The following is a 16,277-nucleotide window of genomic DNA, read 5'->3' as shown; positions in this document are numbered from 1 at the left end:
GTCCTGTTGTAAGGATTGTTCCGGCACACCAAGGATCGGTTGTGCCGGTTGGTCGGAATGCAGCAAATTCAAATGTTAAGAAAGATCGAGATTTCTTCGCGCGGCAATCATCAGCCGTACAAGCTGAAATAATGGATCGATGAAAACTCCGTTAGGCGACATCAACCTAGGGATTGGTTGGTGCTTTGATTCAGAAAACGGAGTCTCAATTCGATGGAATCTTCATCCAAGCGGCGCGGCGGTAGCGTTGCCAGACGAACCCTTGCGGCGTTGGTCTGCTTGGTAGCCAGCGGCGGAACAGTGGCGACGGCCGATGAATGGTGGAACCCCGCGAACCAGGTGGGCAGTGATTCCGTGCTGGTCACGCCTGAATCGACTCCTACGACCAACTCGTTTGACGGCATGCTGTCCAACGAGTACAGCGCAAATCCAGTCAGCCCGCAGGATGGTTTGGTAGAAGACACCTTGCAATCGTTGCCTGCGGACGTGGACCAGGAGCCTTCCGGACTTCAGACGTTGTCGGAGGACACGCAGAATCAGGTCGCGCTTGCCGACGAAGAGTCTTTTGAGGACCGCTTGGATGCATTCGCGTCGCGGTTGGAAGCTCTCGACACGTTGGAAGAGGAGTGGACGGACTATCAAGATGAGTTAGTGGCTGAGGCCAAGGCCAAGAAGAAAAAATCAACGATCAAGATCGGTGGCCGAGTCCACATTGATCACTGGTCGTTTTCCAACACCGATGCCGGCATCAATCGAATTGAAAGCGGCCGTATCGGAGGTGCCGCAGGCGATCCGGAACAGAGTCCAGAAAATATCACCGCGTTCCGCCGTCTGCGATTGGAGATTTCGGGAACCGTTCCTCAAAACATGAAGTACCGCTTGCAGGTGGACTTCAACAATCCGCAGACCCCCGAGATCAAAGACGCGTATCTTGGTTGGACGAACCTGCCCAACAATCAAACATTGATTCTGGGAAATCAAAAGCGTCCTCTCGGTTTGGACCACCTGAACAGCTCACGCTACAACGTGTTCGCAGAACGTCCCCTGGCCGTGGAAGCATTCAACGAAGATGCTCGTCGATTTGGTTTGGCCATGTATGGTCACAACGACGAGGAATCGTTCTGTTGGACGTACGGTATCTACAATCTCGAAAACATCAACACGGATGGACGTTTCATCGGTGACTCGGCCCAAGCCGGTGGATACTCACGTTTGTGGGGATCGCCATGGTACGACGACACCAGCGGCGGCCGAGGATATTGGCACTGGGGTCTGGCCGGTGCAGTTGCCAAACCTGACGGCAATGCGGGTGCTGGTGACACGAACAATAACGAAGGCCGGTTCCGCACTCGACCTCTTGCACGAAGCTCACAGCGTTGGTTGAACACTGGTCGCATCGACGGTGCAGATTGGTATCAAAACATTGGATTTGAAAACATCCTGAACCTCGGTTCGCTGCAAATCACCGGGGAATACATCCTGACCCCAATGCAAGTGGAAGACCCAGCGGCGGGCGTGGATGACAATCTGTTCTTCCACGGCGGCTACATCTACGCGTCGTACTTCTTGACCGGTGAGCACATGCCATACAATCGTTCGACGGGAACATTGGCACGTGTGAAGCCTCACGAGAACTTCTTTTTGGTTGATCGCTGCAACGGTTGTCGCGGCAACGGTTGGGGAGCTTGGCAGCTTGCTTTCCGATACGACCACCTCGATCTGACTGATGGCGGCGTCAACGGTGGCGTTGGAAATCTCTATACCGCCGGTTTGAACTGGTACTGGACGCCTTACTCGAAGGTTCAGAACAACTTGGTTTGGGGAGAAATCAGCGAAAGTGGATTGGCGGCCAACGGCAACAATCCACTTGACGCACCCGTAAACGCGGGAAACTTCCTGATCTTCGGAACTCGCTTCATGATCGATTTCTGAGTTGATTGAAACGAAGCGTTGAACCAAAACCATTTTATGTGCGGGGCTGAGTCTCAGCCCCGCACGCAAACCGCACAGAACTGAAAAAGGAATTTCAAATGAACCGATCCATTCAATTCGGTCGCATCGCGTTGTTGGGACTGTTCGCGTTGACCGCCTCGGTCGTTTTCTCGAGCAACGCCAGTGCATTCGGCCCCGCCTGCTGCTTCTGCCAAGCCGGACGCTGCGCTGTCGAAGTCGAAAAAGAAGAAGTGGACGTCACTTGTTTTGATGTCGAATGCGAAACCATCTGCATTCCGCCATTGCGTTTCCCATGGGAATGTGGCCCGCTGAAAAAGTGCGGCAAAGTTCGCACCATCAAGAAGTTGGTCACAGATAAGCAGAAGAAGACAATCTGCACCTACGATTGGTCCGCTATCGCCTGTTGCCCGGATTGCCGTCATCGTGCTCGTGGCATCTTTGGGTGCGGAAAGGGATGCAACGATGGCTGCTGTGACACCGGAAATTGTGATTCCGGTTGTGACGTGGGCGGTTGCGACATCGGATGTTGTGCCAGTAACGAAGCCGCTGCATCATTGCCACCAGCCACGTTCGCCAACAATGCGGGCGAAACGATTCAATTGGACAAGCAAGAGTCGGTCGCTTTGGCCTCGGCAATCAGTCGTGCTGAGCCCGATGCCAAAGGTTGGGTCACGATCACAAATCCCAATACGACATCGCTTCAAGCCGAAGACGATTTGATCGAAACCTCGGTTGAAGTCCTCGTTCGATAGAAATTTTCCAGCGTCACCAACGTTCGGAACGCATACCACCGGCACGACTCAGTCGTGTCGGTGGTTTTTCGTTGCGTTGTTGCAAGGTCAATCGACTGGGTGTTTGTGTGCGGTACAATCGCAAACGGCATGCCCATGCCACTTGATCTTAGGCCGGCGCCGATCGTTTTCGATGGAGCAGCACATAGACACATGGCACCAAGACCAGTGTCAGTAGCGTTGAAACCACCATGCCGCCCAGCAACGCACGGGCGAGCGGAATCATCGCTTCATTGCCCGGAGCGAGTTGGAACGAAAGCGGCAACATCGATGCGACCAACGTCAATGACGTCATCAGAATCGGTCGCAAGCGGACTTGAGCTGCGGACAGAGCTGCTTCATGGGGAGAGACTCCCGCGGCAAGTCGTTGATTCGCGAATTCGACCAAGAGGATCGAATTGTTGACGACGACGCCGATCATCATCAACGTTCCCATCAAGGATTGGATGTTGAGGTACGTGTTGGTCAAGTACAGCGAGATCAAAACCCCACCAATTCCTAATGGAACGGACAGCATGATGATCAGTGGATCCAGGAAAGATCTGAACTGAGCCATCAACACTAGGTAGACAAGCAGCGTCGCAACGCCTAGTCCCATGCCCAGCATGTTCATGCCGTCTCGCATCTTTTCGATCGGTCCGCGAAGAGCGACGGAGACTCCGTTTTCAAATTCCATGTCGGCGATCACGGCGTCAATGTCCGCCGCGACGCTTCCGAGGTCTCGTCCCGCGACGTTGACGTGAATATCGTTGACCCGCGAGATGTTGTAGTGGGCGATCTCGCCTGGGATCGTGACTCGACTGACCGTGGCGATGTTCGAGAGCGGAATCGTGATGGGACCATCGGGTGTGTCGAGCGACAGTGGCATGTTTCGCAGTTCATCCAGCGATTGGAACTGGTTCGATGCGTATTGGACTCCCATGAAGAAGTCGACGCCGCTCTTTGGATCGATCCAAATGGTCGGTGAGTAGCCGACGCTGGATCCCAACGCGGTCAGTACTGTTTGGGCCACTTTTTCTTGATCAAGTCCCAGGTATTTTGCTCGCGTTCGATCGACCTGCACGTCGAATTGAGGGTAGTCCAAAGACTGAGCGATCTGCACGTCTCGCGTGCCTTTGATGGGCGAGATCTCTCGCACGATACGTTCCGCAGCGTCGCGACACTGTTGCAATGTCCCCGCGGAAATTTGCACGCTGATCGGAGTCGGGACGCCTTCGTTGAGTGCCATGTTGACGATGCCACCGGAGACAAACATGAATTGTTCCAGTGGGAATTTTGCGTTTAGCTGCTCTCGCAAAGTGTCAATGTATTCCTGTGTGCCGACTCGCCGGTTTTCCTGTTTCAGGTTCACGATCAAGTAGGCCGTGTCGGGGCCGGAGTTCGAACTCAGGACCGTGGAGAATCCGGCTCCCTTTCCGACCGGCAATCCGATGTTCGAGATGATCGTGTCGATCGATTCGGATGGGATCACTTCTTGGATCGTGTCTTCAATCTTCGCGACCAATTCCTCGGTCTTCGGCAAAGCGGTACCGGGCACCGTTTTCAAGCGAATTTCAAAGCTGCCTGAATCGACATTTGGAAACAACTCGGTTCCGATTTTCGGAAGCAGCAAGAACGATGCTCCCACGCCAATGATGATGACGATGGCCGACAAGGCCGGTGCACGCATGGCGTTTGAAAGCAGACGCCCGTACAGCCCCGATGGTTTGGTCGAAATTTGCTGCTCATCACTGGCTTGTTTGCCAGAAGCCTTTGCCTGGACGCGTTCTCGGACGAAGGTCGCACAAAAGGCGGGGACAACAGTCAACGCCAAGATGTAAGAGGCACCGATGGTCAGCGTCGCGGCCAACGAAAGCGGCGCAAACAAATACTTGATCATCCCCGTTAGGAAGATGGCAGGTAAAAAAACCGCCAACGTCGTGATGGTTCCCGCCAGGATCGCACCTGAAACTTCTTGAGTTCCGTCACGTGCGGCTTCCATTGGCGATTTACCCATCCGCCCGTGACGGATCACGTTTTCAACGACCACGATTCCAGCATCGACGACCGTGCCAATCGCGAGTGCAATTCCGCCCAGCGTCATCACGTTGATGGTTTGGCCGGAGAAAGCGAACCCTAAGGCACCAATCAAAATGGCCAGTAAGATCGTCGAAATGATGATCGCAGTTGGAAGCAGTCGTCGCAAAAAGATCAGTACCACGAGCGCGACCAACACCGAACCGAGACCAATTTGCGACAGCAGGTTCGACATCGCTTTGCGAATGTAGATGGATTGATCCGAAACCAGTGTCACATCGGTCGCTTCGGGGATGTCACCGCGTTCTTTCATCTTGGGGATCTCTTCTGCAATCCCGTCGTAGATCCGGTCCACCACCGCGATGGTGTTTTCGCCGGGTTCGCGAAGCAGCGGGCAGTAGACGCTGCGGTTCCCGTTGACTCGAACGATGTTGTATTGCAACGCCGCATCATCCTTCACCGTTGCCACGTCTCGGACGAAGATCGGGCGATCGTCCCGAACGGCGATGGGAATCGCTGCGATCTCTTCAATGTCAGGCAGGGTGTTCCGAGGGTGAACCTGATAGTCCGTTCCGCCCATGGTCGCGGTGCCGCCGGCGAGCACCAGGTTCGATTTCTTGAGCGCGTCGACCACATCGGTCGCACTGATGTGGTAAGCCTGAAGTTTGACCGGATCGACGTAAACCATCATCTGGCGGAATTTGCCACCAAACGGGTGAGGGATCTGCACACCTTTCAATCCGCCCATCTTGTTGCGGACCGCGTAGTAGCCAATCGAGTAGAGTTCGGACTCGCTCAGGCCTTCGCCCGAGATCGCTGCCAGAACCACGGGCAAGTTCGACGGTTCGCTTCGCAGCGTGAACGGCCACTCGATGCCAGGTGGCAAGTGAAACATGTCGCTGGCTTCCAAGTTCACGATGTCGTTCATCGCAGAGCTTGGATCGGCACCGGGTTGGAAGAAGACTTTGATCACGGCCGCACCAGGAACCGTTCTCGATTCTTGATGTTCGATCTTTCCCGCCAGCGTCAGCGCACGTTCGACCCGCGAGGTGACGGATTTCTCCATGTCCAAGGTCGGAAGACCAGGGTAGGAGAAGAAACTGACAACCACCGGCTTTTTGAAGTCCGGAAGGATGTCAATTGTGATACCCGGGATGACGGTTGCGCCGAGCACGCACAAAGCAATGGATGCGGCCAGAACCGCAAATCGATTGCGAAGAGAAAATTGGATCAACGACATCAGTGAGCGGCTCCCACGACGGCAACTTTTTGCCCGTCGATGAAGCGGCTCAAGTGAGCGTCCACGACTGATTGGCCGGGCTCAACTCCGGAGAGGACTTCGATGAAGTTTCCATCATCCATTCCGGTTGAGATTTCTTGAATCGAAATTGTGTCGTTGCCCGCAACCACGTACACGAAGGCATTGCCAGACTCATCAAACCGAATGGCCTGCGCGGGAAGCATGTTGGCCGCGTCTTGCGTAGCCAGTTGAATCGTTGCTTGTCCGAACATTCCTGGGATCAGCTTGCCGTCGGGGTTGTCCATTTCGACTTCCACCATCATCGTTCGCGTTTGGGCATCGAGACTTCCGCTGCGACGCGTGACCTGCGCGGTGATGGAAGGTTCCGATGCAAAGGATGGAAACGTGAGGCTGACCTCGTCACCGGGACTGACCAGAGGAGCGTGATTTTCAGGAACGGGGATTTGCACGCGGACGCGGTCAATTTGGCTGATCACAAACAACGGCTTGCCGAGTCCGACTTCGTTGGCGGCACGGACCAAATCACCTGGTTCAATGTTTCGTTCCGTGATGATGCCGGAGAAAGGAGCTTTGATTTCGGCGTAGTCGATCCATGCGTCCAGCTCATCCAGTTCGCGTCGTACGACATCGGTCTCCGCTCGGGCGGTCTCAAGATCTGCTCGTGCTGACTCGACTCTTGCCGATGCGACTTCCACGTCTGCTTGCGAAGATGCAACGGCGGACTGGACTGCCTGTTTGCGAGCCGACTCACTGTCGCGTTTCATCCGAGCCTCGTCCAGCATTCGGTTCTGCAAGGAACCTCGGTTGACCAAGTCTTCGGTTCGGTTGAATTCCGCGGTGGCAGCGGCCACGGAAGCTTCCACGGCGTCGACTTCTGATTTGGCTTGCGCGAGTTTGGCTTCGGCGGATTTCCTGCTTGCCTGGGCCAGTTCGATTTGCGACTCGGCTTGCTTTTCCTGCGATTCCGATCGCCGGATTTTGGCTTCCATCACCCGGCGTTGTTGTTGCCGTTCAGGAACCGAGATCTTGGCTATGACGGTGCCGGACTCGACGTATTCACCGATGTCCGCAGTGAATGACTCGACATAGCCCGACGCTTGCGAGCGAAGTTCGGCTCGATAGTAGGCGTGGACGGTCGCGGGTTGAACGCTGGTTCGAGTGACCTCGGTCGGAGTGACGGACACCGTTTTGACCGGCGTGGCCGGCTGCGGCTGAGTTTTCTCGGCGACGCGATTCGCGTCAGAGCAGCCGGCGAGAAGGCACAACGCCGCAATCGTCGCGAGCGGGGGGAGGAGTCGAGGCGGGATTGCGAGAAGCATGTTGAGAATCGAGGACTGGCGTCCTTGGCTCCGCTGGAATAACTGGAGGAATCGGAAGAATCGATCTGACCGGGCGCGGTTCGCCAAACGGTCGATGTAGTCTAGTTCGCGCAATGAGTGTTTTCGATGCGCAGCAGATTAGATCTGACTAATCCAAGGCATTCGATCGTTACCATCTGGATGATCATTTGCCGAAGTGCATTAGTAGAAACTGATGCGTTCGGGACGAGCTGAGCAAGGCGAACGAACGCTGTCTTCCGAACAGATGAACCAGGAGAGCATGGATGTCCCGTTCGTTGCTATACACGCTGATTGCCCTCTCGAGCACCGTTCCAGCGATTGGGTGTGTGGGGCAAATGAACCAGGCATCGGTGCAAAGTCTCCCGTCATCAGCAGCGGTCACCGCGAGTTCCGCCGCATTGGACCTGGGTGCGGTAAAGGCCCGTGAAAAATCGTCGGCCGACGAGTCCAAGATTCGCCCGGTGGCCCATCGTGATGTTGTTCAGCCAATTGCCGATCAAACATCGGCGAACGAACCGGTTCTGACGATCGACGGCAAACGCTATCGGTTGCAACCACTCGAGAAAAGGGCCGTCGCTAGCAGCAGCGATCATTCGTTGGCCGCCTATGAAAGCGCACCCGTGTTGGAGGTGCAAGAAAGCGGACTGGGGCGACTGCCTCCTGAACCGGTTGTCGTTGATTCGATGGACCACTCACCCGATGTGGCGATGGTCTCGCCGCATACGGTGCAGATGAACCTGCCGACGGCGCTGGCGATGATTGACTCTCAGCACCCCGCGGTCGGATTGGCCCAATGGCGAACGCGTGAAGCTTATGCGGCACTCGATCAGGCCAACGTTTTGTGGTTGCCATCTATTCAAGCCGGATTCAGCTTCCATCGCCACGATGGCAACTACCAATCCAGCAACGGAGACATCGTTGATGTCAATCGAAACTCGTTCCAGTACGGATTGGGAGCCGGTGCCACCGGTGCCGGAACCACCAACACACGCCCGGGGTTGGTCGCTCAATTCCACATGGCCGATGCGATCTTCCAACCAAAGATCGCAGAGAAAACCGCCTGGGCTCGTGGTCACGCTGCCTCGAGTGTTTTGAATCAGCAACTGTTGCAAGCCGCGACCGCCTACACGGAATTGCTGGAGGCCTACCAGGACGCTCGCGTGTTGGAAGAGTCGCGTGAACGCGTGAGAGAACTGGCGGGGATCACATCCGATTTCGCTGCGGCAGGTCAGGGAATGCAAGCCGATGCGGATCGCATGCAGACTGAACTCCGTTTGATCGACAGTCGATTGGTGGGAGGACAGGAACGGGTCGCGGTCGCGTCAGCACGACTCGCCCAAGCCATCAGCATGCATTCTGGCGAGACGCTTCTACCAATGGACGTCACCGTCGTGCCGTTGGAGTTGATGGCCGCCGGCGCGTACAAAGCCTCGCTGATCAGCACCGGTTTGGCGTCGCGGCCGGAACTGAAAGAGTCGCAATCGTTGGTTGCCGCCGCGTGCGAAGCCTACAAACGCGAAAAGTACGCTCCGTTTGTTCCGAGTGTTTTGCTGGGCTACAGCACTGGTGGCTTTGGAGGAGGATTGGGCAATGACCTGAGTGACGTCGACGGACGCTATGATTTCGACGCCGTGGTCACTTGGGAAATTCGTAACTTCGGGCTCGGCGAACGAGCGGCACGCAATCGAACGTCTGCGCGGGTGCAGCAAGCACGGTATGAGAAACTTCGTGTGATGGATCAGGTCGCTGCGGAGATTTCAGAATCGGCGAGTCAGGTCGAGTTTCGTCGTCAGCAAATGGATCTGACACAGCAGGCGATTGCGACTGCGGAACGTTCGTATGAATCCAACTTGGAACGAATCAAAGATGGCGAGGGGTTGCCGATCGAAGTGTTGCAGGCGGTTCAGGCGTTGGAGTCCGCACGGCGTGCTTACCTGCAAGCCGTGACGGCGTACAACCAATCTCAATTCCGTTTGCAGTGGGCATTGGGTTGGCCCGTCAGTGACGATCTGGCATCGATAACGTACTGATTGCCCAATTGAGTCGAAGTACAATTCGTATCGCCGGTCATCGAACCAACCGATCAAATTCTCCCGGCATGGCATGGTCAATCCTTACGAAGCACCGAGAATTGGCGTTGGCGCGGAGACGACGAAGCGGCCAAACAATCCATTTCTGATAGGGTTTCGCAACGGCACCCTTTGGTCAATGATCGTGCTGGTTTTGGTTGTGCCTGCGTTCTACATGGAATTCGCGATTCCTTTCACGCAGCGGGCGACATCGAGTTTGCCTGCCGACCGCATGAGCTGGGCGACATCTGCGTGGCTGTGGTTTGCGGCTTGTGGAACCGGACTGACATTCATCACATTGCCCTGGGCGATCGCGGCAGGGTTCGTCAAATGGGCGTCCAAACGCCGTGAGTCAGATGCAACGCGATAAACATTCGCGCGATAGGATGACGAATGATTCCGGGGTGGTCTCACCGGCATGAGACCCGCACCGTCTTCTCAGATCCTGAAGGGGAAGTTTTCAACGTCGTCGAGGATGGGTAAATGTCGAATCCGTATCAGACGCCATCTGAGGAAGTCAGCAAAGAAGCCAGGGATGCGCCGGTTTGGCACTGGTTTGCAGCCAGTCTGTTCTTTCTCAGTGCGGCCGTGATCAGCAGTCCCGGTGTCGTCTTTGGAGTGGCCGGCGCGTTTCGTCCGAATTCAGGCGGGCGCCAGTATGCGACTTACGATCCGGAGGTCTTCCTATTGGGAATCCCCATCATGCCGGCAACTGCTCAATGGCTGGCTTTTGCTGTCGCGCCCGCTCTGGTTGCTATCTCCATTGGACTGATCTGGCGGGGTATCTTGGTCAGGAAATGGCATCGAGCGACGATCTCGAGTGACCAGTGATGGTCGTGGGCAATGCAGTGGTCAACTGAACCCCAAGTCATTTATTCATTGAAGTGGGACGGCCAGCGAGCGCCCCGTTCGTCTCTTGATTGAGCCTATATGTTGGGGTGAGGCGGAAGGGGCACCTGCAGTTCGTCCGCAAGTGACACACCAGAATTTCAACGAGTGGGAGAATGGCGATGGACCATGACAATCAAGATTCGGAACAGCTACGTCTGTTGTCCATTTTCCACTACATCGTGGCTGGGATGTTGGCGTTGTTCTCGCTGTTTCCGGTAATCCATTTGGCGATCGGTGTTGGGATCGTGACGGGCGCGTTCGATGGAACAGGGACGGGCGAAGCGCCGCCTGCGTTCATGGGGTGGTTGTTCATCGCGATTCCGCTTGCATTCATTGCCTTTGGATTGACGATGGCTGCCTTCGTCGCTCTGGCGGGACGGAAACTGACCCAAAGACGCGGTCATCTGTTTTGTTTGGTTGTCGCCGGAGTGGAATGCTGTTTCTTTCCATTCGGGACCGTTCTGGGTGTGCTGACGATCCTCGTTCTGACGCGTCCAACGGTAAGACAGGCCTTCGGTGTTGCTGACTCTGGGATTTGACAGTCGGTGGTGATTTCTACCCGCTAGGTTGGCGATGGTTGTTGGCGATTTGCAGAAGCGGCTTGATCCGGCCTAGGCGATCACCACGAAGGACGCGAAAAGCACGAAGGTTCAGGTTTGTTGTGGACGGATCGGTTTGTTTGGAATCTTGATTGCGAAGTGGCCGAGACTTCTGGTTTGCCGTCTGTCGCATTCGAATTGGAATCGGGGCTGAGATCGAAGAGATCGGGCCGTTCGTGCTGTCTCTTCTTGCTCATCGAGGCTTTCGTGGTGCACTTGCCAGCAGGGATTCTTCACCACGAAGGGCACAGAGAGCACGAAGGTTTCGGTTCACGGAGGAGATGCTGGCGGAATTGTCGTGGGCTAACCTTGTGATTGGTCTTTCGATGTGTGTCGGAGGGTGCGTTGACCGGATTCGCATGTGCGGTTGATGTCCGATAGCATGTCTCATTGCGTGAACGAGAATGGTCGTGACTCTACAAAAAAGGGAAGGCGATGGGGCGAATGGCAACCTTGCTGGTTTTGTTTTTGCTGAGCCTGTCGTCGGCTTTTGCGGAAGAGGCGTCCTTGTCGATGCGGTTTGTTTATGACGGTGTGCCTCCCAAGCCAAAGCGTTTGGTTTTTCGCGGCGTCCCCTTGATCGTCCAGGATGAGAAGTTGCTGGTCGATCAACAAACGAAGGGGATTCGTAATATCGTCGTCCAGCTTTACACCGGACGTGGTGGTTCCGAAGTCGATGTCCCACCCCACGAAGGTGTGCGTCAAAAGTTGCTCGTGCGGAACGGTCGCTTTGATCCGCACGTGCTGCTGACGCAAAAAGGCGATTCGCTGGAGATCGACAATCAGGGGAGGTTGATGCACAACGTGGCGCTGAACTTCTTCGCGAACACGGCGAGCATCCAGCTACTCAAGCCGGGGGAATCTTTCTCGGTTGAGTTGGAACAACCTGAGCCCGCGCTCATTCCAATTGACTGCAACATCAATCCGTGGATGCGAGGGTTCGTGGTCGTTGTCGACCATCCGTATAGTGCGGTGAGTGACTCCGACGGCCGGTTGAAGATCGAAGGCCTGCCTGTTGGCCAAGAGCTCGTCTTTCGAGTTCGTCATGAAGTGGGCAAAATCGATCAAGTGACCATTGAAGGGCAGGAAGTTCAATGGCGGCGTGCTCGGTTTTCAGTTTCGCTCGATCCCGGTGAGAATGATTTGGGTGACATTCTGGTTTCCCCTGAATCGTTTTCAAACTGATCGAATGAGTGAAGTGGATGATAAAGGTTGCAGGTGGTTGTGAAACGGTTTCGGATTTCAACGTTGCTCATTTTCACGGCACTGTGTGCTGGTGCGTTTGTGGTGTTGCGCCCGTTTGATCCCCCAGTGCGAATTTACGATCCAATGGATCTTGAGCGATATCACGGTTACTACCGCGGCGCCAAAATCTACGAAGTCTCGGTGGTGAACGCTGGTGGACATGCAATTTGGTTGCCGGACAATTCAGAGCCTTTCGCATCGTCGGCGATAGGAGGATTTGTTGGAGGCGTGAAAACGGATTGGGTTTTTGTTGGGGCAAAGGATCGGGGAGTCAAACTAGTTCAACCTGGCGAAGGTTTGGTCTACCAAATCTGCATGAGCGAGGCTTATACAGATTTCGAGGTGGTGATTGAGGTTCAGGATTGGCGTGGCAGAAGCAAGAGGATTGAGGATCGTGTGTACGTTTTGAAGGCGAGCGAAGCTGGCGTGTCGACCGCCTCGTATTAGCTGCTTGATCGCGTTAGCGGTTCGAATATTCCTCTTTCTCGAAAGTGCATTGGATGCAGATCAAAAATGGAACCCGAATCACATCGGAATCGGCCTGATTCAGACCTGAAGGCGAAAATGGACGCCAAACGGATGGAAGAGAGAACCGATGATCCAATCGTCAACCTAATCGCAGGTGGACTGCTGGGGTCGGTGGGCGGTGCAGGGCTGGGGTTCTCTGTTTCGCTGGCTTTCACCGGATGGGCCGTCGTTGCATTTTTTGCTGGCGGCGTTGCCGGTGGAGTTTTGGGCATGGCCTTGGGCTACTTCCGCGGTGACAGCTTCACGGAGTGGCTCAAAGAGAATCTTTGGCGATTCTGGTAGCGACAGGACGACGTCTATTCTTCGACTTCGACGAATGGAATGTTCAACGATTGAAGGATGAGTAGATAGAGCATGTACAAGACGGGGATCAGCAGCAGCACCAAGGCCGTTGCGAGCATCAATCCAAAGGCGAGGCTGCTGGCCATCGGGATTAGCAATTGAGCTTGGAATGATTTTTCGGTTAGCAACGGAATCAAACCCGCGATGGTCGTCATGCTGGTCAACATGATGGGGCGGAAACGCCGGCGGCCCGATTCCAACAAGGCTTGGATGGGTTCGTCGCCTGCTCGAACACGCGAATTGATGAAGTCGATCAGGACGATCGAGTCGTTGACGACGACACCCGCTAGTGCGACCAAGCCAAACATGCTGAACAAGGTCAGCGGAAGATTGAGAAATGCGTGTCCCCAAACTGCACCGATCATGCCAAAGGGGATGATGGCCAGAATGAGGAGTGGTTGCATGTAGGATCGGAACTGAAGGACCAGCAGCACGAACATGCACAAAATCGCGACGGCGAATCCAATCATCAGACTGCCGACCGATTCACGGCTTTGTTCTTGTTGCCCTTCCCAACGAATGGAAACGTTTGGGAATTGGGCTTTGAAACCGTCCATCTGTTTCTGAAGGCTAGCGATGATCAAATCAGCATTGGCGGTCGTTTCGTCCAGGTCGGCCGAAATCGTGATGCTGCGTTGTTGATCGACGCGGTTGATCTCTGAAAAGCCACGTTCCAAATTGATCTCCGCCAACTCGTTGATCGGTCGTTGTGTGCCATCAGCACCTCCCACGCGAATTTCTCGGAAGTTGACGAGAGAAGTGCGTTCTTCGGGAGGGTAGCGAACCATCAGTTTCACTTCGTGACGTCCGCGTTGCAGACGCATGACTTCAGCACCGAAGTATGTGTTGCGAACGGTTTGTCCAAGGTCCGTCGGCGTGACGCCTGTCGCGAGGGCTTTGTCTTTGACGCGGAATTGGAATTCCCATTTGCCGGGTGTGTTGTCATCGCTGATGTCAAAGACGCCGGCGAACGTGCCGACCTTTTGTTTCATGACTTCCGTAGCCGCCAACAGCTCGTCGACGTGTTCACTGGAAGCAAGCAGCTTGAATTCGATGGGCGTTCCAGCGGGGCCGGTACCGATGCTGCCGTAAACGATCCGTTCGACGCCGGCGATCTCACCGACCTCGCGTCGCCAGCGTGCGATCAGTTGATCACTGTGAACCTCACGGATTTCGGTGCCGTGAAGTTCGGCAAAGATCTGACCTGCGTTGCTGCCGCTGGAACCCTGCCCGCCCATGGGGCCAGCGGTGTTGGTGATCGAACCGACTTCGCGATAGGCAAAACGCACGGGGCCAAGGTAATCGGCCTCCGGTGGTGGGTAGAGAGACTCGACGGGTTGGCGGGTTTCGGCGGCGCGTTCCAGAGCGATCTCTCGGCTGACCTTTTGCAGAGCTTTTTCCATCCGCTTCGTGGCAGCTTCGGTAGCGCTGGCGGGAGTGCCATTGGGAAAGACGACGGATGCTTGCAAGTAGTTGTTGTCGGACTTCGGAAATAGAACCGTGGTCACGACGCCACCCCGAATCATACCAATGGTCCCGACGAACAATGCGATTGCGACGGCGATTGGGAGAACGGGATTGAGCAAGCAGAAATGGAGCGACGGCACGTAAATCTTTTCCGCGAACCATTCCATCGCGATGCTGGCTTTGGAGTTAAGCCAAAATAGCAACAGCATGAAGGGGCGAAGCGGATAGGTCACAATCGTCGCGACTCGGAAGAATCCCGAATGGCTGTGGGCCAAGTGGCAAGGCAGAACAAATGTGCTTTCCCACAAAGACACCAGCAGCATCGCGATCACGGCGAACGGAATCACCGCCATAAATTTGCCCATGACGCCCGAGACAAAGAACATGGGCGCGAAGGCGATGACGGTCGTGGTGATCGACGCGGCGACGCTGGGGAGGACTTCCGTTGCACCGTCGACCGACGCGTCGTGCAGGGATTTGCCCATTTGGCGGTGAGCGTAAATGTTCTCACCGATCACGATCGCGTCATCGACGACGATCCCCAGTGCGATCAGGAAGGAGAACAAGGAAAGCATGTTGAGCGTTTGGTCGCCCCATGCGAGAGCAGCACCCGCGCCCATGATGGAGATTGGAATTCCAAGTGCGACCCAGAACGCGAGGCGGACTTCCAAGAACAACGCGAGGACGAGGAAGACCAATCCCAAACCTTGGACGCCATTTCGTAGCAGCAACGCCATCCGGTCTCGGACGTCCACCGACGTGTCGCCCCAAAGGACGAACCGATACCCAGGCGGAGGTTCGGTTCGTGCGACATAGCCGCGGACGTCATCGACGAGGTTCAGCAAGTCTTCTGATTTCGTGCGTTGCACGTTGATGACCATGGCGGGTTCGCCATTGATTTCAGCCGTTGCGGTGACGTCTTCGAATTCATCGCGGACATTGCCCAGGTCGCCAACGTTCAGAACGACACCGTCTTCGCGGGTGATCAGAGGGATGCGTTCGATCTCGGGGCCGACGCGGCCTTTGTTTTTGGCTCGCAACAGGATTTCTTGGCCGGATGATTTCAGTTGGCCGCCGGGCAGTTCGACGTTGTGTTGCCGAATTTCCGAAGCGACTTGGTCCAACGTCATTCCATAGGACCGCAGAGTGGCTTCAGGAATTTCAACATCGATTTGATAGTTTCGCGTGCCCATCAATTCGGCGACCGTGACACTGGGCAGCATCAGCAGTTCGTCACGCACGGACTCAGCGACCTCGCGAAGTTTCAACTCGCCTCGGCGTGTTCGGTCATCGGGGCCAATGATTCCCAATCGAATGGCCGTGTCACGAAATGTGATTTGTTCGATTTCGGGGTCTTCGGCCAAGTCGGGGAAACTCGGGATGCGATTGACTTCGCGATCGATCTCCGACATCACTTTTTGAACGTCTTTGATGTCGCTTTGCAATTCGGCTAAGACATAACCGCGGCCTTCCATCGCGATGGACGTGACTTTTTTGATTCCGTCGATGGACCGGATCGCTTCTTCAATCTTTTGACAGATCGCTTCTTCCGCGTCTTGCGGCGTGGCACCGGGATAGGGCACCGAGACCATCACGACTTCGAGTTCGAATTCCGGGAACACCTCTCGACGCATACCGACAAATGCAGCAGCACCGATGATCACCAACGCCAGCATGACCACGTTCATGCCGGGTGCGTTTTCGATGGCCCAAGCGAGGACACGTTTCATCGAAGGTTCTTTGATTGAAAAGGAAGGAACGGTGTGTTGAGGTTG

Annotated in this window: 12 protein-coding genes; 9 read left to right on the top strand and 3 right to left on the bottom strand. The window is 55.3% G+C overall.

Features of this window, described 5'->3' with window-relative positions; all coding sequences use genetic code 11:
* Positions 1-213 precede the first annotated feature (213 nt).
* Complete coding sequence (locus tag RE6C_RS12300; protein WP_037252285.1) at positions 214-1,932, top strand: OprO/OprP family phosphate-selective porin; 1,719 nt, start codon at positions 214-216, stop codon at positions 1,930-1,932.
* 98 nt (positions 1,933-2,030) lie between these two features.
* Positions 2,031-2,705, top strand: a complete 675-nt coding sequence (locus RE6C_RS12295) for a hypothetical protein (protein WP_008656979.1) — start codon at positions 2,031-2,033, stop codon at positions 2,703-2,705.
* A gap of 148 nt (positions 2,706-2,853) precedes the next feature.
* Here the strand turns inward: RE6C_RS12295 and RE6C_RS12290 are convergent, their stop codons facing one another.
* Positions 2,854-6,000 carry an efflux RND transporter permease subunit gene (locus RE6C_RS12290; protein WP_008656975.1) on the bottom strand — a complete coding sequence of 1,049 codons (3,147 nt, stop codon included), beginning with the start codon at positions 5,998-6,000 and terminating at the stop codon, positions 2,854-2,856.
* Entirely contained in the window at positions 6,000-7,340 is a 1,341-nt protein-coding gene (locus RE6C_RS12285) for an efflux RND transporter periplasmic adaptor subunit (RefSeq protein ID WP_236618156.1), read from the bottom strand. The genes RE6C_RS12290 and RE6C_RS12285 overlap by 1 nt, the downstream gene beginning before the upstream one ends.
* Before the next feature lie 284 nt (positions 7,341-7,624).
* On the opposite strand from RE6C_RS12285, the gene RE6C_RS12280 reads away from it, so the two are divergent.
* The 7 genes from RE6C_RS12280 (at position 7,625) to RE6C_RS12250 (ending at position 12,975) form a co-directional block, all read left to right on the top strand.
* Positions 7,625-9,391 carry a TolC family protein gene (locus tag RE6C_RS12280; protein WP_008656971.1) on the top strand — a complete coding sequence of 589 codons (1,767 nt, stop codon included), beginning with the start codon at positions 7,625-7,627 and terminating at the stop codon, positions 9,389-9,391.
* A gap of 178 nt (positions 9,392-9,569) precedes the next feature.
* Positions 9,570-9,800: a hypothetical protein gene (locus tag RE6C_RS12275; RefSeq protein ID WP_236618155.1), complete on the top strand. Its 231-nt coding sequence runs from the start codon at positions 9,570-9,572 to the stop codon at positions 9,798-9,800.
* A gap of 113 nt (positions 9,801-9,913) precedes the next feature.
* Entirely contained in the window at positions 9,914-10,261 is a 348-nt protein-coding gene (locus tag RE6C_RS12270) for a hypothetical protein (protein WP_008656968.1), read from the top strand.
* 173 nt (positions 10,262-10,434) lie between these two features.
* Complete coding sequence (locus RE6C_RS12265; RefSeq protein WP_008656967.1) at positions 10,435-10,860, top strand: hypothetical protein; 426 nt, start codon at positions 10,435-10,437, stop codon at positions 10,858-10,860.
* Positions 10,861-11,364: 504 nt separating this feature from the next.
* The gene (locus RE6C_RS12260; RefSeq protein ID WP_039961883.1) at positions 11,365-12,105 is read left to right on the top strand and encodes a cupredoxin domain-containing protein; all 741 of its coding nucleotides are present in this window, start codon (positions 11,365-11,367) and stop codon (positions 12,103-12,105) included.
* 126 nt (positions 12,106-12,231) lie between these two features.
* Positions 12,232-12,612 (top strand): hypothetical protein, encoded by a 381-nt coding sequence (locus RE6C_RS12255; RefSeq protein WP_236618154.1) that lies wholly within the window; start codon positions 12,232-12,234, stop codon positions 12,610-12,612.
* Positions 12,613-12,678: 66 nt separating this feature from the next.
* Positions 12,679-12,975 carry a hypothetical protein gene (locus RE6C_RS12250; RefSeq protein ID WP_236618153.1) on the top strand — a complete coding sequence of 99 codons (297 nt, stop codon included), beginning with the start codon at positions 12,679-12,681 and terminating at the stop codon, positions 12,973-12,975.
* Between the two features lie 14 nt (positions 12,976-12,989).
* On the opposite strand, the gene RE6C_RS12245 is transcribed toward RE6C_RS12250, so the two are convergent.
* Entirely contained in the window at positions 12,990-16,232 is a 3,243-nt protein-coding gene (locus RE6C_RS12245; RefSeq protein WP_008656961.1) for an efflux RND transporter permease subunit, read from the bottom strand.
* Positions 16,233-16,277 lie beyond the last annotated feature (45 nt).

The sequence above is a fragment of the Rhodopirellula europaea 6C genome (assembly GCF_000338295.1).
GTDB lineage: Bacteria > Planctomycetota > Planctomycetia > Pirellulales > Pirellulaceae > Rhodopirellula > Rhodopirellula europaea.
This window is presented reverse-complemented; position numbering and strand designations above follow the sequence as displayed.